At 58.4% G+C, this 22,335-nt stretch carries 16 protein-coding genes; 2 read left to right on the top strand and 14 right to left on the bottom strand.

The window, feature by feature from the left end; all coding sequences use genetic code 11:
* Nucleotides 1-61: 61 nt before the first annotated feature.
* Nucleotides 62-1,000, bottom strand: a complete 939-nt coding sequence (locus RQI55_RS10320) for a DMT family transporter (protein WP_192063689.1) — start codon at nt 998-1,000, stop codon at nt 62-64.
* Nucleotides 1,001-1,489: 489 nt separating this feature from the next.
* On the opposite strand from RQI55_RS10320, the gene pepN reads away from it, so the two are divergent.
* The gene (gene pepN / locus RQI55_RS10315; RefSeq protein WP_311272533.1) at nt 1,490-4,138 is read left to right on the top strand and encodes an aminopeptidase N; all 2,649 of its coding nucleotides are present in this window, start codon (nt 1,490-1,492) and stop codon (nt 4,136-4,138) included.
* A 183-nt stretch (nt 4,139-4,321) separates the two neighbouring features.
* Nucleotides 4,322-6,649, top strand: a complete 2,328-nt coding sequence (locus RQI55_RS10310; RefSeq protein ID WP_243256383.1) for a PAS domain-containing sensor histidine kinase — start codon at nt 4,322-4,324, stop codon at nt 6,647-6,649.
* A 57-nt stretch (nt 6,650-6,706) separates the two neighbouring features.
* Here the strand turns inward: RQI55_RS10310 and RQI55_RS10305 are convergent, their stop codons facing one another.
* The 13 genes from RQI55_RS10305 to RQI55_RS10245 form a co-directional block, all read right to left on the bottom strand.
* Nucleotides 6,707-7,825 carry a metallophosphoesterase gene (locus RQI55_RS10305; RefSeq protein WP_243256384.1) on the bottom strand — a complete coding sequence of 373 codons (1,119 nt, stop codon included), beginning with the start codon at nt 7,823-7,825 and terminating at the stop codon, nt 6,707-6,709.
* 134 nt (nt 7,826-7,959) lie between these two features.
* Nucleotides 7,960-8,358: a VOC family protein gene (locus RQI55_RS10300; RefSeq protein ID WP_243256385.1), complete on the bottom strand. Its 399-nt coding sequence runs from the start codon at nt 8,356-8,358 to the stop codon at nt 7,960-7,962.
* Nucleotides 8,359-8,381: 23 nt separating this feature from the next.
* Nucleotides 8,382-11,351: a bifunctional [glutamine synthetase] adenylyltransferase/[glutamine synthetase]-adenylyl-L-tyrosine phosphorylase gene (locus RQI55_RS10295; protein WP_243256386.1), complete on the bottom strand. Its 2,970-nt coding sequence runs from the start codon at nt 11,349-11,351 to the stop codon at nt 8,382-8,384.
* Nucleotides 11,352-11,417: 66 nt separating this feature from the next.
* Nucleotides 11,418-12,827: an ATP-binding protein gene (locus tag RQI55_RS10290; protein WP_243256387.1), complete on the bottom strand. Its 1,410-nt coding sequence runs from the start codon at nt 12,825-12,827 to the stop codon at nt 11,418-11,420.
* A 9-nt stretch (nt 12,828-12,836) separates the two neighbouring features.
* Nucleotides 12,837-13,595, bottom strand: a complete 759-nt coding sequence (locus tag RQI55_RS10285; RefSeq protein WP_409233711.1) for a response regulator transcription factor — start codon at nt 13,593-13,595, stop codon at nt 12,837-12,839.
* Nucleotides 13,596-13,680: 85 nt separating this feature from the next.
* Nucleotides 13,681-15,246, bottom strand: a complete 1,566-nt coding sequence (locus tag RQI55_RS10280) for a Do family serine endopeptidase (protein ID WP_192063683.1) — start codon at nt 15,244-15,246, stop codon at nt 13,681-13,683.
* A 194-nt stretch (nt 15,247-15,440) separates the two neighbouring features.
* Nucleotides 15,441-15,914, bottom strand: coding sequence for a cytochrome c-type biogenesis protein CcmH (locus RQI55_RS10275; RefSeq protein WP_409233710.1), 474 nt, complete (start codon nt 15,912-15,914; stop codon nt 15,441-15,443).
* On the bottom strand, nt 15,911-17,902 hold the full coding sequence (locus RQI55_RS10270) for a heme lyase CcmF/NrfE family subunit (protein WP_243256388.1): 1,992 nt from the start codon (nt 17,900-17,902) through the stop codon (nt 15,911-15,913). Before RQI55_RS10270 ends, RQI55_RS10275 begins: the two co-directional genes overlap by 4 nt.
* Nucleotides 17,899-18,384 (bottom strand): cytochrome c maturation protein CcmE, encoded by a 486-nt coding sequence (gene ccmE, locus RQI55_RS10265; protein WP_042618340.1) that lies wholly within the window; start codon nt 18,382-18,384, stop codon nt 17,899-17,901. Before ccmE ends, RQI55_RS10270 begins: the two co-directional genes overlap by 4 nt.
* A complete protein-coding gene (gene ccmI, locus RQI55_RS10260) occupies nt 18,381-19,535 on the bottom strand; it encodes a c-type cytochrome biogenesis protein CcmI (RefSeq protein WP_243256389.1) in 1,155 nt (384 codons plus the stop codon). The genes ccmE and ccmI overlap by 4 nt, the downstream gene beginning before the upstream one ends.
* Nucleotides 19,536-19,711: 176 nt before the next feature.
* A complete protein-coding gene (locus RQI55_RS10255) occupies nt 19,712-20,140 on the bottom strand; it encodes a hypothetical protein (RefSeq protein ID WP_243256982.1) in 429 nt (142 codons plus the stop codon).
* 108 nt (nt 20,141-20,248) lie between these two features.
* Nucleotides 20,249-21,649: a HAMP domain-containing sensor histidine kinase gene (locus tag RQI55_RS10250; RefSeq protein WP_243256390.1), complete on the bottom strand. Its 1,401-nt coding sequence runs from the start codon at nt 21,647-21,649 to the stop codon at nt 20,249-20,251.
* Nucleotides 21,639-22,310 (bottom strand): response regulator transcription factor, encoded by a 672-nt coding sequence (locus RQI55_RS10245; RefSeq protein WP_042618337.1) that lies wholly within the window; start codon nt 22,308-22,310, stop codon nt 21,639-21,641. Before RQI55_RS10245 ends, RQI55_RS10250 begins: the two co-directional genes overlap by 11 nt.
* Nucleotides 22,311-22,335: the final 25 nt, after the last annotated feature.

Raw genomic sequence — 22,335 nt, 5'->3', positions numbered from 1 at the left:
ATAAAAATGTAGTATTTCAGCTGTCAACGACAGTCTGCTGAAATTGCAGGCAGGTGCTGCCTCAACCCTGTGGAGTCGATGCCTTTCTGGCTGCTTTGCGCGCCAGTCCCAATTGATGCTCGCGCAGTATGATGAATATTCCAGCAGACACGACAATCGCCGTCCCCACCAGCATCGTTACCGTCGGGATATCTCCGAACAATATGTATGAGACACCGATCCCAAACAGAATTGAGCTGTATTCAAACGGCGCGATGGTCGAGACTTCCGCGTGGCGATAGCTCTCCGTCAACAATATCTGGGCAATGCCACCGGCGATACCCGAGGTGATCAGAAGCATGGTCTGCCAAATATCCAGCCATTCCCAGGCAAAAGGCAGGCTGAGCGCGGATAGCAGAGTGCCCGTCAGCGAGAAATAGAGAACGATGGTTGCCGTTTTTTCCGTCACCACCAGCTGGCGGACCTGAACCATGGCAAGGCCTGCGAGAACGGCACCGAGCAAGACTGAAAGCGCACCGATGCCCTCGCCTGCAGCAAAGCCACCTTCCTGCAACAGCGTCAGCTTGGGCCACAGGATGATGATGACACCCGTCATACCCACAAGAACCGCAGACCATCGATAAATGCGCACGGCTTCGCCCAATATCAACGCCGCAAAGACGACTGCCATCAGTGGCGAGGCATAACCAATCGCGATGAACTCCGGCAGCGGCAAAAGCGTAAGCCCGTAAAAGCCGCAGATCATCGAGAGGATGCCCAGCATTCCCCGCTTGAAGTGACCCGCAATATTGTCGGTGTGGAATGCACTGTGCAGGCTGCGAAGCCACGCCAGATAGATGACGATCGGCACGATGGCAAAGAGAGAGCGGAAAAAGCTGATCTGCCCGGCAGGCACATCCGGCCCCACGGCTTTGATGCAGGTCTGCATGACCAGAAAAAATGCAACGGAGATCAGCTTGAAGCTTATTCCCTTGATGGGATTGTATGCGGCGGCACTCATGGGGATCGGCATTCCATGGTTCAGCAGGCGAACCGGTTACATCTCACAGACCACGGATCCAGCCTGCATGTCCAACCGTGAATAACAGAGAATCACTGCCTGTGCAGGCAAACTTGTTACGTGCGGCTCAGACACCGCATTTTTCCCTCAATGGCATGCGCAAATGCAACGAGGAGCAGTGGTGCAAAGGCAAGCCACGGATCATCGCCTTTTGCTGAAGATAATAGAATTGCTAACCAAGCGGATATTTTATGATAATATAATCTAGTCCCGGCGATAATTTCAGTAATCGTTCAACATTTAATGGGATGGTGTGCCAATGCGAGACATGTTCATTGATCATCAATGATCAATTTGTCTTGCGCTACACTATCAAGACATCACGTCTTGCGAATCTCACATGTATGTGACCCATTTTCAGTTCTACTTTCAGGTGACATGCAGCATGAAACCTGAAGCGCGCCAGGCAAGGTTCATTCAGGAATAGTCATGCGAACAGACACAGGCCAAATCGTTCATCTGGCGGATTATCGCCCTACCGATTTCGTTCTCGAACGAGTTGACCTCACTTTCGAACTCGACCCGACCAATACCAAGGTCGAAGCGCGGCTGATTTTCCACCGGCGCGAAAGTGCCGAAAAGACAGCACCGCTGGTGCTTGACGGTGATGAGCTGACGCTTTCAGGCCTCCTGCTGGATCAGATCGATATTCCCGCGACGCAGTTTGATGCGACGCCGGACAGTCTGACGATCCGCGACCTGCCAGAAGCAGAACCATTCGAAATCTGCGTGACGAACTACATCAACCCGGAAACCAATACGCAGTTGATGGGCCTTTACCGCACGAATGGTGTGTACTGCACCCAGTGCGAAGCCGAGGGCTTCCGCCGCATTACCTATTTCCCCGATCGCCCGGATGTACTGGCGCCCTACACCATCACCATTATCGCCGCCAAGGAAGGCAACACCTTCCTGCTGTCGAACGGCAATTTCCTGGGTGGTGGCAATTATGATGAAGGCCGTCACTTTGCGGCATGGTTCGATCCGCATCCCAAACCCAGCTATTTGTTTGCGCTCGTTGCTGGCGATCTCGGCCTCATCGAAGATACATTCACCACCATGTCCGGTCGTGAAGTCGCGCTGAAGATCTATGTCGAGCACGGCAAGGAGCCGCGTGCGGCTTACGCCATGGATGCGCTGAAACGCTCCATGACGTGGGACGAAGAGCATTTCGGTCGTGAATACGATCTGGATATCTTCATGATCGTCGCCGTGTCTGATTTCAACATGGGCGCGATGGAGAACAAGGGTCTCAACGTCTTCAACGATAAATATGTTCTGGCAGACCCTGAAACCGCGACGGATACCGATTACGCCAATATCGAACGCATCATCGCGCATGAGTATTTCCACAACTGGACAGGCAACCGCATCACCTGCCGTGACTGGTTTCAGCTCTGCCTCAAGGAAGGCCTGACGGTTTATCGCGACCAGGAGTTCTCCTCCGACATGCGCTCGCGCGCCGTCAAGCGCATCGCCGATGTGCGTCACCTCAAGTCGGAACAGTTTCCAGAAGATGGCGGCCCGCTGGCACACCCGCCGCGCCCCGATAAATATCGGGAGATCAACAATTTCTACACGACGACCGTCTATGAGAAGGGTGCCGAGATTACCGGCATGATCGCCACCATTCTGGGTGCCGATGATTTCCGCAAGGGCATGGATCTTTACTTCGGACGCCACGATGGTGACGCCTCTACCGTTGAGGATTTCATCAAGTGTTTCGCCGATGCAAGCGGTCGCGATCTTGGTCAATTCTTCCGCTGGTATGTTCAGGCTGGCACGCCGCTCGTCAGCGCTTCCACAGCCTATGACGCCGCCTCCTCAACCTTCACGCTCTCGCTTGAACAGACGGTGCCCGCAACGCCGGGCCAGACCAACAAGCAGACCCTGCATATTCCCCTCTCCACCGCGCTGATCCTCGACAACGGCCAGATTGCCGAACCGTCGAAGGTCGAAGGCGGAGAGTACCGCGATGGCGTGCTGCATCTGACCGAACGCAGCCAGACATTCACATTCTCAGGCATTTCGTCCCGGCCCGTGCTGTCCATCAACCGTGGCTTCTCCGCACCCATTAATCTGCATCTGGAACAATCCGCAGAAGACATGGTGCAGATCGCCCGTCACGATACGGATATGTTCTCGCGTTGGCAGGCACTGGCAACGCTGGCCATGCCTGATCTCATCAAGGCAAGCCACGCGATGCGCGATGGTGAAGCCGTGGCGTTCGACGCGGCCTTCATTGCGACACTGATTGAAATTGCAGCCGATGAGACATTGGAGCCAGCGTTTCGTGCGCAGGCGCTGACACTTCCGAGCGAGGCGGACATCGCCCGCGAAATCGGCAGCAACAATGACCCGGAAGCCATCCACAAAGCCCGCAATGCGGCCATGACCGCCATCGCAGAAGCTGGCGTGGAAACATTCACTGCAATCTTCACCGGCCTGGAAGATAAGGGCGCTTACTCGCCCGACGCCACAAGTGCCGGCCGCCGATCGCTTCGCAACATCGCCATGAGCTATCTTTCCTTCGTTGAAGGCAGCCCTGCCCGCGCCTCCGCAGCATTCTCCGCTGCCACGAACATGACCGATCTTGCCTATGCCCTCAGCGTTTTGACGCAACGTTTCCCCGATGCGTCTGAAACAGCCGCGGCACTGGCGACATTCGAAACCCGCTTTGCCGACAACGCATTGGTTCTGGACAAGTGGCTGTCCATTCAGGCGGCCATTCCGGGCTGCGGTGCGCTTGATCGCATCAAGCAACTCACCGGCTCGAAGTACTTCACCAGCACCAATCCGAACCGCGTTCGCTCGCTGATCGGCACTTTTGCCTTCGGAAATCCAACTGGCTTCAACCGTGCAGACGGCGAAGCCTACCGGTTCCTTGCAGAACAGATCGTCACCATAGACAAGCGCAATCCCCAGCTTGCCGCCCGCATCCTCACGTCCATGCGGTCTTGGCGCTCTCTGGAGCCTGTTCGGGCTGATCACGCACGTGATGCACTGACGATCATCGAGCGGTCTACGGCACTGTCCGCAGATGTTCGTGACATCGTTGAACGTGTGTTAAAGGCTTGACTTTGCTGAGTTAGGCGCCTTCGCAAAGAGTCGCCTAACCTGCCCCAAAAAAATACAGAGTCCGTTCAAGGGGTTAAATTTCTTTTAACCTTAAGCTCTGGACAAGCCGAATCAGCTTTGATTCACTGGTGTCAGATTCGAGCAATATGCTTCGAATATCACGAGGAATATCAAGGCGGATTAATGACGAATGTGCGGCGGGCGATTGCGGGCGATGAGCGCCCGTATGCCAAATTTGCTGACATAGCTGCATGGGGCGAAAGGCTTTCCGGTTATTTAACTGCTTTTGCCACGGTGCCAAGAAGCAGTATCCAGCTACCACAATTAGAATTGCTGCTGAAGCGGCTCATACCTGTCCTGATACTGGCTTTTCTCGTTGTCGTCGCGACATCGCGCATGCTGGGCATCGTTGCAGAATCCGGGAGGATGGAAGAGGCTGCGCGGCAGACGACAGCACTTTCGGCGCTTGCCGCCAGGGCCTCGCTCCACAATGCCGAACCCCTCTTTGCCACGCAGGATCGCGCCGATGCTGAGGCTCGCCTCAGAACGGCTTTTCCTACGGGCAGTCTCGATGATGACACGCTGCTGCTGGTCGCTGGCAATAATGGTCGCATTTTCGGTGGCATCGGCAAGAGCGCGCCGCTTTACGTGGGCACATCGCTGACGAGCCTTCTGCCGGAAATTGCCATCGTCCGCCGCTTTCCAGGCGCTCCCGGCACCATCGAAACCTATATTGAGGACACGCCTCACTACGCAACCATGCTGCCGCTGGGCGTCGATGGTGGCATGATCATCGCAGCACGGTCCTTGCAGCCGATCCGGTCTTTCTGGCGCAGCGAAGTGGCCATGAATGTCACGCTGTTCACCGGCATCTCCGCAATACTGCTCGTCATTCTCTACGCCTATTACATGCAGGTGAAGCGGGCGCGGACCGCGGATGAAATCTTCGTGGAGTCCAACCTTCGCGTCGAGACCGCACTATCTCGCGGACGCTGCGGCCTGTGGGATTTCGACCTGTCGAACCGCCGCATGTTCTGGTCCACATCGCTTTACGAAATCCTTGGATTGCCGCCCAAAACAGAACCTCTGTCGTTCAGCGATGCTGCCCGCATGATGCACTCGGAAGACGGTAATCTCTATGAGCTTGCGCGCTCTGTGGGCTGCGGCGAACTTCGCCAGATCGATCAGATTTTCCGCATGCGCCACGCCCACGGTCATTATGTCTGGCTGCGTGCTCGCGCTCAGGTCATCCACACTTCCGCAGGCCCGCGTGTCATCGGCATTGCCATGGACATTACCGAGCAGCACCGTCTGGCGCAGCGTTATGCCGAGGCCGACCAGCGCCTGGCAGACGCCATCGAAAGCACATCGGAAGCCTTTGTCCTCTGGGACAAGAACGACCGGCTTGTCATGTGCAACGCCCACTTCCAGCAGGCATATGGTCTGCCGGATAGCGTTCTCGTCGCTGGCACCGAGCGGTCCGTGGTCAACGCCGCTGCCTGCCGCCCGGTGGTGGAGCGCCGTGTGGCTGACCCGGATCAATCAGGCCTGTCGCGCACCACGGAAGTTCAGCTGGCAGATGCGCGCTGGTTGCAGATCAACGAACGCCGCACCCGCGATGGCGGTCTGGTGTCCGTTGGCACCAACATCACCCTTCTCAAACGCCACGAAGAGCGCCTGCGCGATTCCGAGAAACGTTTGATGGCAACGATTGGCGACCTCTCTGCCTCCCGCCACAAGCTGGAACGCCAGAAGACCGAGCTTTCGTCCGCAAACGCTCTTTATCAGGCGGAAAAGGAACGGGCCGAAGCGGCCAACACGGCCAAATCCGAGTTCCTCGCCAATATGAGCCATGAGTTGCGCACGCCGCTCAACGCCATTCTCGGCTTCTCGGAAATCCTGCTGGCAGAAATGTTCGGCCCGGTCGGGTCCCCAAAATACAGCGAATATGCCCGTGATATTCATGATAGCGGCAAGCATCTGCTCAACGTCATCAATGATATCCTCGACATGTCGAAGATCGAAGCCGGTCATATGCGGATCAACCGCGAGAAGGTCGATCTGGTACCGCTGGTAGACGAAACGCTCCGCCTCACGGCCATTCAGGCCGCCCAGAAGAACATCTCCATCCGGCAACGGGTCTGTAAGGACCTGCATATTTCGGGGGATCGTCGCGCCATGAAGCAGATCATGCTCAACCTGCTATCCAATGCGGTGAAATTCACAGGCAATGGTGGGCGCGTGGAAGTTCGCACACATGTCCATCAAAGCGGTCTCATGCTGACCATTGCCGATACCGGCATCGGTATTCCCTCGGCAGCCATCAACAAGATCGGCCAGCCTTTTGAGCAGGTCCAAAGCCAGTATGCCAAGAGCCAGGGCGGCTCGGGTCTCGGCCTTGCCATTTCCCGCTCTCTGGTGCGACTGCATGGTGGATCTATGAAGATCCGCTCCTGCGTCGGCAAGGGCACCGTCGTCACTCTGTTCATCCCGAACGGCGAAGCCGTATAGGCAGTCCGCTTCACCTGCATCTTCCGTTATCCGGGAAGATGCAGGTGAAGCGCTTGATTACTGGGCGCTTCGCAAGGTGATGCGGGTCAATTCTGATGGAACACCCAACCGCAACGCAAAGCCTGGCCACAGCGCCGTGCCATTGTTGACGTAAAGCTGCATCTCGCCCACTCGGTAAAAACCGGATACGAATCCTTTGTTGGCGCGCGCCACGAGGTGATCGAGGCCGAGTACCATTCCGCCATGGGTGTGGCCGGAAAGCTGGACAGAGACGCCAGCCTGCGCATTGCGTTCGGCTTCCATCGGCTGGTGATCGAGCAGAATGACGGGCGAAGACACAGGTGCGCCATTCAGTGCCGCCGCTATATCTGGCGCAGGGAAACCAGATCGCGTCGAGGTCAGATCCGTTACACCAGCGATAACAATTCGATCACCGTTCCGCTCAATAACGGCATGGCCGTTTGCGAGCGTCTTCATGTTCAGGCCTTCAAAGTAGCGCATCCATTCTTCGTAACCGAAGAAATATTCATGGTTGCCGGGAATGGTAATGACGCCATCACGCGCCTTCAACTTGGCAAGCGGCGCGATATCGGCCTTACGGCTTTGTATGTTGCCATCGATCAGATCACCCGTGATGACAATCAAATCAGCGTTCAAGGCATTGGTTCCGGCAACTACCTCCTCAGCCCATTCTCCCGTAAACAGGCGGCTGATGTGAAGGTCGGTCAGCTGGATCATCTGATAGCCATCAAAGGCAGACGGCAGGCCCTTGACGGAAATCTCGATCTCTTTCAGTGGCGGCACGCGGATGGCTTGCGAGACACCGAAAGATGCCAGACCCAGAGCTGTAAGGCCCATAGCGTATCTGAGACCGGCCGGCACAGCCGGGAAGTGCCCCTTGAAGGGCCAAATCACCAGCGAAACGAGATCCACCACGATCTGGAACACCGCCAGCAACAGGATCGTACCCATCAAAACGTTGAAAGCGATGACCAACGACCTAGGGAACTCGGGCGAGAAAACCGAGCCGGACGAAAGCCGACTGAACATATGATATTGGGACGCGACCAGCAGGAGCACCGCAATCGCGATTTTCAGTGACCAGATCCATGGCAGCGGCAAAATAAAGCGTGTCGCGACCAGCAGCCACGGAAGACCGAACATCAGATGAAACATGCGAAAGCTCTCGTTAAAAACCCTTTTACGGCATCAGACACCGATCGGATCAATGGAATGACGCAGTCAACGTCTGCACCAACAGGTCTGTTCCGGTATGGTTGCTATGCCAAAAGCGTACCTTGACGATATAATTAGTCGGTTTTGCTGATGTCGTAACAGACGAACGCAATCTTGTTTCCATCGGGGTCGCGAACATAGGCCGCGTAGAACCCTTCGCCGTAATCGGGACGCAAGCCCGGCGCGCCCTCGTCAGTTCCACCATTTGCCATGGCAAGGGCGTAGAGATTGTCGATCATGGCAGAACCCTTGATCAGAAACGCCGTCATAGCGCCATTGCCGACGCTGGCTGTACCGCCATCAAATGGATAGCCCGTCGCAAAACGCGGTGCATTCACATCGGTCTTGTCACCCCAGAATGAGACCTGCTCGTCTTTGAAGCACTGCTTCAGCCCCATCTCGGCAAACACCGGTTCGTAGAACCGCACGGCACGGTCGAGATCCGTAGTGCCAACCATCGTGTATCCAATCATCTAAGTGCCTCCAGCTTGGCGTTTCAGCCCTTACCCGTCACGACCATTGTAAAGACCCTGCGAACGGTTTTCGACAACCGTTTCACTTCGCCCTCCAGCGTTCCAATATCGGGGCAATCTCCCGCCCGGCAAACAAGGTCGATCAGCCCGGCAGGTGCCTGTTTTGGCTCGAAATCGCTGTCGATACACAGGCGAATGATCTGGGAAAGCTCAGTGAACAAGTGCAGCGCGGCCATGCAGTCGTCATAGGATTGCGCGTCCATGGTGCCAGCCGCAACCCGCTTCCAGACATCAGCCGTGCTTTCACCGGCGATGTGTTGGGGCAGATTTTTGGCAGAGGCGACCAACGTCAGATACTGCGCAACGAATTCCAGATCGACTAGACCGCCGGGAATAAGCTTGAAATCCCAGCTATTGGCGGGTGGCTTTTCCTCGGCGATCAGCTTGCGCATGTCCTGCACGTCGGTTGCGATCTTTGCCACATCCCGCGTCTGGGAGAGGATGGAAGCAATGGTATTCTGCGCCTGTGCCGACAAGGCCGCATCACCGCAGATCAACCGGGCGCGTGAGAGCGCCAGATGCTCCCATGTCCATGCTTCCTCGCGTTGGTATTTCTCGAAGGTTGCGATGCGTGTGGCAACCGGCCCCTTGTTGCCGGAAGGGCGCAACCGCATATCGACCTCGTAAAGCACGCCTTCTGCCGTGGGGGCCGATAGCGCCGAGATCACGCGTTGCGTCACGCGGGTGTAATAGCGGACGGCATCCAGCGGCTTTGGCCCGTCGGTTTCAGCAACCCCATCGTCGAAATCATAAAGCAGGATCAAGTCCACATCGGAACCTGCCGTCAGCTCGAACGAGCCTAGCTTGCCCATGCCGACCACAGCAACCCGACCGCCGGGATAGGCGCCGTGTGCCGTTTCCATCTCGGCCATCACAGCCTTTACCGCAGCCTCGATGACAAGATCGGCAAGGTGCGTGAAGGCGCGTCCCGCCGCGTCACCCTTGATAGCGCCGGTCAGCAACCGCACGCCGATCAGGAAGCGTTGTTCGGCGGCAAAAATGCGCAGCCGGTCGAGAATGTCCTCATAATGGCGCGCAGGTGCCAGAAAGCCCTGCATGCGCTGGCCGAGATAGTCCCGGGTCGGTATTTCGGTCATCAGTGCGGGGTCCAGCATGCCGTCAAACACATGCGGGCGCGCCGCAATGATTTCAGCCAGACGCGGCGCAGATGACATGATCGTCACCAACAGCGCCAGAAGCGCTGGATTGTTGCCGAGAAGGGAAAAAAGCTGAATGCCCGCAGGCAGGCCAGAGAGAAAATTATCAAACCGCAACAAGGCCTCATCGGCCCGCTTGCTCTCGCCAAAGGCCTTGAGCAATTCAGGGGTCAGCTCCGTCAGCCGCTCGCGTGCCTCGACAGATTGCGTTGCCCGGTAGCGCCCATTGTGCCAGGTGCGGATCACCCGCGACATATCCTCCGGGCGCTCGAAGCCAAGCCTTGCCAGGGTTTTCAGCGTATCGGGGTCATCCCTCTGGCCGGTGAAAACCAGATTTCCGCTTTCGCCTGAGAGCTTCGCCTCCTGTTCGAATAGGGCTGAATATTTCCGCTCCACCACGCGCAGAACGCCCTCCAGCTTTTCGGAAAATGCCTTTGTGTCGGCAAAGCCCAGCATGAAGGCGATGCGCTTCAGTTCCGCTTCACTATCGGGCAGAATATGCGTCTGCTCATCGCGCACCATCTGAATGCGGTGCTCGACTTCACGCAGAAACCAGTAGGCATCGGTCAGGCTGTCGCGGGTCTTGGCGTCGATCCACTTCGCCTCCGTCAGCGCCGAAAGAGCTGCCTCTGTCGAGCGAACCCGCAGCGGCGCCATGCGCCCGCCCGCAATCAGTTGCTGCGTCTGCGCGAAGAACTCGATCTCGCGAATGCCGCCGCGACCAAGCTTGACATTGTGCCCCTTCACCGCAATCGCGCCATGGCCCTTATGGGCGTGGATCTGCCGCTTGATGGAGTGGATATCGGCAATCGCCGCATAATCCAGATATTTGCGAAACACGAAAGGCGTCATTTCCCGCAGGAAATTCACGCCTGCCTTGATGTCGCCTGCCACAGGTCGGGCCTTGATATAGGCCGCTCGCTCCCAATTCTGGCCCCTGCCCTCATAATAGGTCAATGCGGCCTCAACCGGTATGGCAAGCGGTGTGGAGCCGGGGTCAGGGCGCAGCCGCAGGTCGGTTCGAAACACGTAACCATCCGCCGTGCGCTCCTGCATGATACGGATCAGCCGCCGCATCATCCGCCCAAATGTCTCCAGCGCATCCAGAGGGTCCGGCACAATGCCCGCCGTTGGCTCGAAAAACACCACGGCGTCGATATCCGAGGAATAGTTCAGCTCCTGCGCGCCCAGCTTGCCCATGCCAAGCACGATGAGGCCAGAGCCTTCGCTCGGCGCATCCGTGTTGGAAAGCGTCAGCTTGCCGCTCGTGTGGTTGCTCAGCAGAAGGTGGTCGATGGCTGCGGCAATGCTCGCATCGGCTAGATCGCTCAGCCAGCGGGTAGTGTCTCGGGCCACGAAGATGCGCGCAAGATCTGCCAGTGCCGCAATAAAGGAGAGCCGCCGCTTGGCAATGCGCAGCCGCGTCATCACCTCGGCTTCGGTCGGTATGCGCCCCTCAGCATCCGGCCGCCAGCTGTTGCGTGCATCGTCAACCAGTCGGGAAAGCGTGTGCTCAAGCGGCGCAGATATCGCAAGGCTCAACACGCCCTCATCAGCCACCACCAGATCGCGCAAATAGGGAGAAAGCGTCAACGCATAAGCGACGAAGTCCTTGAGCGGCCTGTCGCTTGCCATGAGGTCTGCGACATCGGGCTCGTTCTTGGCAACGTCCTTCAAGGTCGAGAGAACGGATTTCAGCTCTGTCTGGGTATAGGGGCGGATAACCCCCGGCTGCACGTCTTCCAGCCGTCTTTCAACGGTTGCCGCTTGCTGCACTGTCTCTCTCCCTTCAACTGTGAATGCCCAATCCGCAGAATCGGCTTCATCGTTTTGGAGTTGAGCTTACGGCTTGGAAACGGGAAAAACCATCGAAACAGTCAGGCCGGGTGCTTGCGCGTCATCGGGGTCGGTGTCGGAAAGCCGAAGCGATCCGCCATGCAGTTCCATCACCGCTTCAACGAGAGAAAGACCCAGCCCCGTGCCGGGCTTGGAACGGCTTTCATCCAGTCGCACAAACCGCTTGATCACCTCGTCACGCTTTAGCGCTGGCACGCCCGGACCATTATCGGCAACGGACAGTACAATTCCATCCTCCTCTCGCGCTAGTCGCACCAGAAGGCCCTTCTTGCCCTCGTGACCACAAGCATATTTGATGGCGTTGTCGATGAGGTTTGTCAGCGCCTGACCGATCAGCTCGCGGTTGCCCTGCACGATCAGCCCCGGCGCAATATCCGCCGTCAGCGTCAGCCCTTCCTCGTCGGCAACAGGCTCGTAGAGCTCGGCACTGTCTTCGGCAATCGCGGACACATCCACATCGCTCATCTCGGCGGCAATGGAGCCTGCCTCTACGCGCGAGATCATCAGCAGGGCATTGAAGGTGCGGATCAACTGATCCGATTCGGCGATGATGCCTTCCAGCGCTGCACGGCGCTTATTGTCGTCCCGGTCCTCCAGCGCCTCGGTGGCCTTGTTGCGCAGGCGTGTCAGCGGGGTCTTCAAGTCGTGGGCGATGTTGTCGGAAACCTGTCGCAGACCCTCGTTCAGCTTTTCGATGCGCCCCAGCATGGCGTTGAGTGAACCGGACAGGCGGTCGAATTCGTCACCGGATCGGCCCTGCGGCAAGCGCTGTGAAAGGTCCCCCGCCATGATTTTCTTGGTCGCGGCAGACATGCGGTCGATGCGCTTCAGGGCGTTGCGGCCAATGGCAAACCAGATGAGAACGGCACCGCCACCCATAATGGCTAGCGCCACCATCAGCGCGTTGCGCACCAGCAACCGAAACTTCCTCGGCTCGCCCAGATCGCGCCCGACCAGAATGCGCAGTCCATTATCAAGCTTGAAGATATGGGCCGTCGCCAGATGCTTCACGCTGTCGCCGCTTTCGGAATAGCGCTCATAGCCGAAGGGCAGTTCGGTCCAGCCGTCATTGTCCAGAACACCCGGCTGCACGGAAGCCACGTTGCCCGCCAGAATTTCACCATTCGGTCCGGCAATCACGTAAAGGCTTGCTCCCGGCTGGCGGGCGCGGCGTTCCATCATGCGCAAAAGCGGGTTGATGCCGCCGCGATTATAGATGCGCTGAACGTCGTTCACCTCCTGCTGCACCGCATCGCGGGTCTGCCGGTTCAGCAAACCTTCCGAAAGTGCCGTCACATAGAAAACGAGAAAGGCGGCGCAGAGCGCAAAGAGGAGAATGTATAGCGCCGATAGGCGCACGGCTGTTGAGCCGAACAGAAGACGAAGACGTGCCATGAGGCGGATTTACCCCTCGTCCTTCATCATATAGCCCGCACCGCGAATGGTCTTCAGCAACGGCTTGTCGAAGTCTTTCTCGATCTTGGAACGCAGGCGCGAGACATGAACGTCGATGACATTGGTCTGCGGATCGAAATGATAGTCCCAGACATTTTCCAGCAGCATGGTGCGGGTCACGACCTGACCGGCATTCTTCATCAAATATTCGAGCAGACGAAATTCGCGTGGTTGCAGCAGGATCTCCTTCCCCGCACGGCGCACATCATGGGAAAGCCTGTCCAGCTCCAGATCACCAACGCGGTAGACCATGTCCTGTTCGGGCTTGCCCTTGCGCCGACCCAGCACCTCGATGCGGGCCAAAAGCTCGCTAAAGGCATAGGGCTTCGGCAGATAATCATCGCCACCGGCGCGAAGGCCGGTCACGCGGTCATCCACCTGGCCCAGCGCAGACAGGATCAGCACCGGCGTTTCGATACCGCGACGACGCAGCTCGCTGATGACGGATAGTCCGTCGCGGCGCGGCAGCATGCGGTCGATGACCATCACGTCGTACGTGTTTTCAACGCCCATGAACAAGCCGGCCTCGCCATCGCTGGCATGGTCGGCAACAATGCCCGCTTCGCGGAATGCCTTGGTCATATAGGCCGCAGCTTCGAGGTCGTCTTCAATAACAAGAATCTTCATATGCGGGACAATAGCGTTCTCCGCCTTCACCGCACAACCGGAAACAGATGCGGCAGACACTTCCTGAGCCTTGTTTTCCATGGGGTTTCTCCGAAGATCTTGCGGCGAGACAATCGCCAAAGCAGTGCGGGAGAGGCAATCGCCTCCCCCGCCCATTTTCAACTCATCAACCCTGGTCGATATCCAGCGCGATAAAGCGGCTGCCATTCTCTGTCTGGATCTGGAACAGAGCCTTGGAACGACCGTCCTTCTTGGCCTGCGACAGGATCTTTTCGACATCGGCAGCAGACGCCACCTGCTGGTTGTTGACGGAGGTGATCTTCTCACCTTCCTTCAAGCCACGGGCCGCCGCGTCTGAGTCTGGATCGACATCGGTAATCGCAAGGCCAGCGCCATCTTCAGATGGTGCAACCGTCAGGCCAAGGCTGGACAGCGCCTTTTCCGTTGAAGACTGGCTGCCGCCATCATCGTTCTGGGCTGGAGAAGCCTTCGATGCATCATCGCTCGCAAGGTCGCCCAGCGTCACGGTGATAGGCTGGGACTTGCCAGAACGCCACACGGAAAGCTCAACCTTGGTGTTGGGCGAAAGGGCACCGATACGACGCGAGAGATCGCGGGCGTCCTTGACGGTGTCGCCGTTCAGCGCGGTGATGATGTCACCCTGCTTGATGCCCGCCTTGTCACCCGGTGAACCGGCCTGCGGAGCCACAACCAGCGCGCCACTTGCTTCGGAAAGTCCAAGCGATTCGGCTATGTCCTTGCTGACAGGCTGAATCTGCACGCCAAGCCAGCCACGCTCAACCTTGCCATCCTTCATCAGATCCTGGATCACGTCCTTGGCCACAGACGCAGGGATAGCGAACGCAATCCCCACATTGCCGCCGGAGGGCGAGAAGATGGCGGTGTTGATGCCAATGACTTCGCCGTTGAGGTTAAACGCCGGACCACCGGAGTTACCACGGTTAACAGCCGCGTCGATCTGCAGATAATCGTCATAGGGGCCAGAGCCGATATCGCGGCCACGGGCCGATATAATGCCCGATGTTACCGTGCCGCCAAGACCGAAGGGGTTGCCGACAGCCACCACCCAGTCACCGACGCGGATCTTGCTGTCATCGGCAAACTGAACATAGGTGAACTTGCGGTTCACATCCACTTTCAGCACGGCGAGGTCAGTGCGGCTATCGCGGCCAACCAGCTTGGCGTCCAGTTCCGTGCCGTCATTCATCACAACGGTAAAGGCTGAGCCATCGTCGACAACGTGGTTGTTGGTAACGATATAGCCGTCTTCGGAGATGAAGAAGCCGGAGCCCTGAGCCGTTGGGCGAAGCGGGCCTTTACCGTCGCGGTGGGCCTTCGGACCACGTTCGGCGCGCTTGTCGCCTTCACCGGAACCCGGTCCGCCGAATTCCTTGAAGAAGCGCTTCAGCGGATGGTCATCCGGCAGCTGGTCGAGGCCACGACCGCCAAAGTTGAACGAATAGCCGTTACCTTCGTCGGATGCGGGCTGAACGTTGGATTGCACGCGCACCGAGACAACAGCGGGAGAGACAGCGTCAACAACGTTGGCAAAGCTCGGCACCTGCGGCGCTGTGACCTCAACGGGAGCTGCGAAAGAATGAGCAATTGGCCCTGCTACGCCTGTCGTCAACATCAGAGCAGCCAGACCACCAACGGCGGAAGACTTGAGAATGGTCTTCAGCGAGGGACGTCCGTTTTGCGAATTAGACATGGATCTTACCTTCTTTCTTCATTCAGACTGGAGCCCCGTTTTGGCCGGGGTTAAGCGGTGGATGACAAAAGATATAGGTGCCCGCACCTTACTGCGAAGTGTCTGGCATGTGAAAAATCGGTAATGTTGAGCGATACTATGAAAGGGCTGGTCGAGCAGCCTCGCCCTAAGCACTCATTTTCAGCAGAGCGCCCTTATTTTTCAAGAAGATCGCGAATGCGCGCCTCTTCGTCCACTGTCAGCTTCTGTCCTTCGGAAACTGCCACGCGACGCCGCGCAAAAACAAAAACAGCAGTCGCCCCGATCAGGATCAGAGCAATCGGCGCACCCCATAGGGCAATCGTGCGGGCGCTCACACGCGGTTTGAGCAGCACGAATTCGCCGTAACGGGAAACGACATAGTCCATCACGGCCTCGTCGCTGTCGCCCTGCGTCAGACGCTCACGCACCAGCACGCGCAAATCCCGCGCCAGCTCGGCATTGCTGTCATCGATGGACTGGTTCTGGCACACCATGCAGCGCAGCTGCACGGTCAGCGCCCGCGCCCGCGCTTCCAGCGCCTTGTCGGCCAGAACTTCGTCAGGGTTGAAGGCAAAGGCCGGGAGTGCCGTGATGAGCAGGACGAGGAAAAGTGCGGCGTTCCGCATCTGCCGTTGAAACACACTCATTCCGCCGCCCCAAGCACGGCATCCTTGGCCGCTCTCGCCTTGCGCTTCGGTGCACCCACCCGCAAACGCCGGTCGGACAGCGAAACCATTCCGCCAATCATCATGAAGATCGTACCGCCCCAGATGCACAGAATGAACGGCTTCCACCAGATGCGGACGACGATCCCGCCGTCAGACATCGGGTCGCCCAGCGAGACGTAGAGCTGCGAAAGCCCGAAGGTCATGATGCCAGCCTCGGTCGTCGGCATGCGCCGCGCCGTGTAAAGCCGCTTGGATGACCACACATCGGCCACCTCCGTTCCACCCTTGCGCGCCGTAAAATGTCCGCGATCCTCGGTAAAATTCGGGCCGACATGGTGGCGGATGCCATCGAAGGTGAGGCTGTAGCCGCCCGCATCCACGGTCATGCCCTGCTTCATTTCCACAACGGTTTCCGTCTCGAATGTCGTCACGATGACGATGCCGAGTACCGTCACGCCAAGGCCCATATGCGCCAGCGTCGTGCCGAAGGTAGAGCGCGGCAGACCTTTCAGCCGTCGAAACGCGATACCGAAGGCCAGCTTCCCGAAGTTGGCGCGGTACCAGAGATCGGCGAGCGCCCCGAAGATCAGCCAAAACCCGGCCATCAGGCCCAGCGCCGCCAGCACAGGCCCGCCATGCTCGATGTACCACAGTGTCAGACCCGCAAGCGCCGCAAGGCCCGCCGCCACAAAAAGCCGCTGGAATGCACCGAGCAGATCGCCGCGTTTCCAGGCCAGCATCGGCCCGAAGGGCGTCACGATCAGGATGGGGATCATCAACAGCCCGAAGGTCAGGTTGAAGAATGGCGCGCCCACGGAAATCTTCTCACCCGTCAGCGTTTCCAGAACCAGCGGGTAGAGCGTGCCAATCAGCACGGTTGCCGTTGAAACGGTGAGGATCAGGTTGTTCAGCACCAGCGCGCCTTCACGCGAAACCGGCGCAAACAGCCCACCCGCCTTCAGCATCGGCGCGCGCCACGCAAACAGCGAAAAAGCACCGCCGATGAAGATCATCAGAATGCACAGGATGAAAATGCCACGGCTCGGATCGGTCGCAAACGCATGGACCGATGTCAGCACGCCGGATCGCACGAGGAAGGTGCCGAGCAGCGACAGCGAGAACGTCATGATCGCCAGAAGCACGGTCCAGATTTTCAGCGCCTCGCGCTTTTCCATCACCAGCGCCGAATGCAGCAAGGCCGTTCCGGCCAGCCATGGCATGAAGGATGCGTTCTCAACCGGGTCCCAGAACCACCAGCCGCCCCAGCCCAGCTCGTAATAGGCCCAGTAGGACCCCATCGAAATGCCTGCGGTCAGAAAGGTCCAGGCCGCCAGCGTCCAGGGCCGCACCCAGCGCGCCCATGCGGCATCGATACGCCCCTCTATAAGGGCTGCAACAGCAAAGGAAAAACACACGGAAAAGCCGACATAGCCGAGATAGAGCAGCGGCGGATGGATGGCGAGACCAAAGTCCTGCAGCACCGGGTTCAAATCCTGCCCTTCGGCTGGCACTGGCGAAAGGCGCGCAAAGGGGTTGGATGTCAGCAGAATAAACAGCAGAAACGCCGTGGTCACCCAAGCCTGCACGGCCAGCACATTGGCCCGCAGCGTATCGGGCAGGTTGCGGCCATAAACGGCCACCATCGCGCTGAACAGCACGAGGATCAACAGCCATAGCAGCATGGACCCCTCATGGTTGCCCCACACGCCCGTCAGCTTGTAAAGAACGGGCATCAGCGAGTGGGAATTCTCATAAACGTTCTTCAGCGAGAAATCGGATACGGCATAGGCATGCGTCAATGCGGCAAAAGCCAAGCCCACCAGAAGAAACAGGAGAACCGAACCGATAGGCGCGATGTCCATCAGCGCCTTGTCATTGCGGCGTGCGCCAATGGCTGGCAGGGTGGACACGACAAGCGCGACAACGAGCGCGAGAACCAGAGCATAATGGCCGATTTCAGTGATCATTTCACGGCTCCTGTCTCCAGTGGTCCAGTCTTACCCACGCCGTCAGGTGTCTGCTGCCACAGGCCCTTGTCTTTCAGCCGGTCCGCAACTTCCTTCGGCATGTAATTTTCATCATGCTTGGCCAGCACGCTGTCGGCAACGAAAGCATGGGTCGCCGCATCGAAAGTACCCTCGGTCACCACGCCCTGCCCCTCGCGAAACAGGTCCGGCAAAATACCGGTATAGCTCACCGGCACGGTCGCCCCGCCATCCGTCACCGCAAAGCTCACGGTGCGTCCCTCGCCGCGCTTGACCGAACCTTCGGCCACCAGCCCGCCGAGGCGAATGCGGGTGCCGGGGGCAACGCTGGTCTTTTCCAGATCGCCGGGCATGTAGAAATAGGCAATGGATTGGCCAAAGGCAAACATCACCAGAAAGGCCGCGATCATGATGAAGCTGACACCGCCGCCAATAATCGCCAATCTCTTCTGCTTGCGGGTCATTGTGCCACTCCCTGCGCATTCACGCCAAGCTGCTGCGCCAGCGCCAGCAATTGTTTGCCCTGCTCCCCGGCAGGCGGAAAGGCTTTCAAACCATCGGCCAACGCTTGCCGTGCCTTCTCATCGTTCTTCAGCATCGCGTAAGATCGCACCAACCGCATCCAACCCTCGAAATTATCGGGGTTTTCTCTCAGCCGCGCATCAAGGCTTTCCACCATGCCAGTCACCATCGCCTGCCGATCTTGCGGCGACATATTGGTAGCGGCTGCAATATCCTGCTCGCTCGGCCCACCTAGGGCCTGCGGTTTGGGCGCTTGCGGATTTGGCGCTTTAACAACGGCCCCGCCGGTATTCTGCAAATGCGCCTGAACCAGCGGTATCCACGGCGCCCCCTCGGGTGAATCCTTCAGCAATCCGGCAAAGGCACCGCGCGCCTCCACGGTCTTGCCCGCCTGCTCCAGCGAAAGCGCCAGATAGAAACGAGCGCGGGGATTACCGGGGCTTGCCTTTTCGGCCTTCTCCAGTGCTGCGCGCGCATCCTCAATGACAATGCCCTGATTGGCGGCAATCAGCGTTTCGGCAAGGTCGGTCAGGCGCTGCGGGTTTTCACCCAGAAGGCGGATCGCATTGCGATAGGCCATTTCGGCATCACCGAGCCGCATCGTCTTAAAATAGATCGGAGCCAGCACGTCCCAGCCCGCGCCATCATCGGGCTTCTGCGCCAGATGCCGCTCGGCCTTGGCAATCATCAGCTCCATGTCGTTGCCGGGCTTTTCCAGCCGCGCCTCCAGCGGCATGTCGGGCGCATTGGGGCTGCCCATGAACAAGTAAAGACAGAGGCCCGTCAAAGGCAGAAGCAGTGTCACGATACGGGCCAGCACATCGTGGCGGCGTGGCGCGCTTGTGGATTTTTCGCCCTTCTGCCCGGATGCAGCCGCTAAAAGACGCCGCCCGATTTCGGCACGGGCATATTCCGCCTCGGTCTCGCCAATCAGCCCGCTTTCGCGCTCGCGCTGCAATTCGGCCAGCTGGTCGCGATACACCGCAACCTCGCCATCACGGCCCGTGTCGGCTGTGCCATAGCTGCGCATCAGCGGGTAGGTCAGAACGAGGGCGACAGCCGCCGTCAAGAGGGCGATAATAATCCAGAACATGCCGTTTCAATTACTCGAATGCGCACCGCTTTGGAATGAGTCGCGGCGGAATGACGTGAATTTGAGGATATATACCGCAGGTGGTAGCAGCAATGCACCACTCCCGGCAAGAAACCTCACAGTTCAGCTTTTGAACGACAAATCCTGCGCCTGCCTTGACATGTGTCAAATCGAGGTCAGGTCAGCGGCGTCCATGTGCCATTGCTGTTGCGACAGGCCGCACCGCGCACTTTCGCCTGCTTGCCATCAACGGTCAGGCTATGAGCATATTGGCGGCAATTCTGGTTGCCCACCTGGTAGGGCGCATTGGCAACCACTTCGCCACGCGTATCACCGCTTCCCCATACAACAGCCTGTCCACCGGGTGATGTTTCAAGCGCCTGATATTCGGCTTCCATAGCCCTGTTGAAGTCGCCACGGCTCATCTGCAGGCCGCTTCTGCCGGCAATCCCGCCCTGAAGCGCGGAAATGTAGGGCGTAGCAGAGGCACTGCCGCGACCCAGCAATCCGCCCCCGGCGTTGCGCGTATTGGATGTTGTGCAGGAACTGAGAACTGAAATGCAGAGCAGCGAGACAACCGCAGGGCGCATAAGGCTGGAGTTCATACCGGCAAATCCGGCTTTGCCTATCACGTCAACCAAGAATACACTCCTTCTCAACGCGCCATCCTGGCGCGGTCATTCCTCACGCAATGTCATGCCAGTTTTTTGCCGTCATGCAAGCTCTTTCGAAAGTCCCGGCAGAAGCAATTCGGCTTTCAACCCACCAAGCGGGCTGCGTTGCATGGCGAAGGTGCCATGGTATTCTGAAACCACTTCGCTGACGATGGAAAGACCAAGTCCCGTTCCTGGTCGGCTTTCATCCAGCCGCCTGCCCCGCTTCATCGCTTCGGTAATCTGTTCAGGCTCCAGTCCCGGCCCGTCATCCTCCACCAGAAGCGTCACCCATGACCTGCGCGTCACATCCGGGTCGGAAGATGAATGCGTTCCCGGCATCACCGTCACCACAACTCTTGACTGTGCAAAGCGCGCCGCATTTTCCAGAAGATTGCCCACAGCCTCTTCCAGATCCTGCTGCTCCATGGCCAGCACCATGCCCGGCTGCTCCATGTTCAGCTCAAAGCTCTTTTCCGGGTTCAACCGGCGCATCACCCGCACCAGCCGCTCAAGCGCCGGCTCGGCCTCGGCACGCGCCAGAATGGAGCCACGCTGCGCGGCGATGCGGGCACGGGAAAGGTAGGATTGAACCTGCGCCTGCATGGCATCCACCTGTCCGCGCACCAGATCGCCATGGTGACTGTCCATCGTTCGCGCCTCGTTCAACAGCACCGCAATCGGTGTTTTCAGCGAATGCGCCAGATTGCCCACCTGCATGCGCGCGCGCTCCACAAGGCGTCGATTGCTCTCAATCAGCGCATTGATTTCGGTCGCCAAGGGTTGGATTTCACGGGGAAATTCCCCCTCCAGCCGCTCCGCATCGCCGCCGCGTATCTTGCCAAGCGCAACCCGCGCATGGTCCAGCGGCCGCAAGCTGTAGAGAATGGCAAGGCCGTTCACCACAAGACTTCCAACCCCGAAAACGGCCAGCGCCAGATAAAGACTGTTGGAAAAATCGCGGACATCGTCTTCCACGACATTCAGATTGCCGGTAACGCGAAACCGCGCCGCCCGGCCCTCACCGTCCAGCACCACTTCGGTCTCGGCCACCTGCACCCGGTTTCCAGCACCATCCGTCACAACGTAATAGCGCTCATAGCGATTGTCGAAAGGCACATCCAGAATGCCCGGAACAGGCAGGGTCGAAACGCCGAGCGAAGACGACACAAGTGGTGCGGTCTGGAAATTGCCCAACGGCTCAACCACCCAGTACCAGCCGGTATCGGGCTGCGAAAAACGCAGGTCACCCAGCTGCGGGCTTCCGGCAAGGGTGTTCTCGTTGGAAACGGTAATGGAGTTGATGACGTTGTAGAGCTGCGCACGCAGCAGGTCGGTAAAACTGCGCTCCACGCCTTGCCGGTAGAGAGTGGAAATCACCACCGCAATTACCACCAGTGCCAGGACAGACCATGCCGAGGCCAGCAGCAGAACGCGGGCGGTGAGTGAATTACTTCGCATCTGCGGGCGCTTGCATCCGGTAGCCAAGCCCCCGGATCGTCTCGATCAGATCCACGCCCAGCTTCTTGCGCAAGCGTCCAACAAAGACCTCGATCGTGTTGGAATCGCGGTCAAAATCCTGGTCATACATATGCTCGACCAACTCGGTGCGCGACACGACTTCGCCCATGTGATGCATGAGGTAGGACAGAAGGCGGAACTCGTGCGAGGTCAGCTTCAGCGTCACGCCGTTGACAGTCGCCTTGGAGGATTTGGTGTCGAGCCGCACCGGCCCGCAGACAATCTCGGAAGACGCATGGCCCGCCGCCCGGCGGATCAGCGCGCGCACACGCGCCAGCACTTCTTCCACATGGAAGGGCTTCGTCACATAATCATCGGCACCGGCGTCGATACCCGCCACCTTGTCGCTCCAGCGGTCGCGGGCGGTCAGAATGAGAACCGGCATGGACTTTCCACCGGCACGCCATTTCTCGACAACGGTAATGCCGTCCATCTGCGGCAGGCCGATATCCAGAACGATGGCATCATAGGGTTCGGTTTCGCCCAGATAATGGCCTTCTTCGCCATCATAGGCCTGGTCAACGACATAGCCCGCTTCTTTCAGCGCGTCGGTCAGCTGCCGATTGAGATTGGTATCGTCCTCGACCACAAGAATGCGCATCGTCAGTCCCTCTTCATTCCATCCG

This window comes from Rhizobium sp. WCS2018Hpa-16 (assembly GCF_031843705.1).
Taxonomy (GTDB): Bacteria; Pseudomonadota; Alphaproteobacteria; order Rhizobiales; family Rhizobiaceae; genus Agrobacterium; species Agrobacterium tumefaciens_C.
Note: the sequence above shows the minus strand (reverse complement) of the source record. Positions and strands in the feature narration are given on the sequence as shown.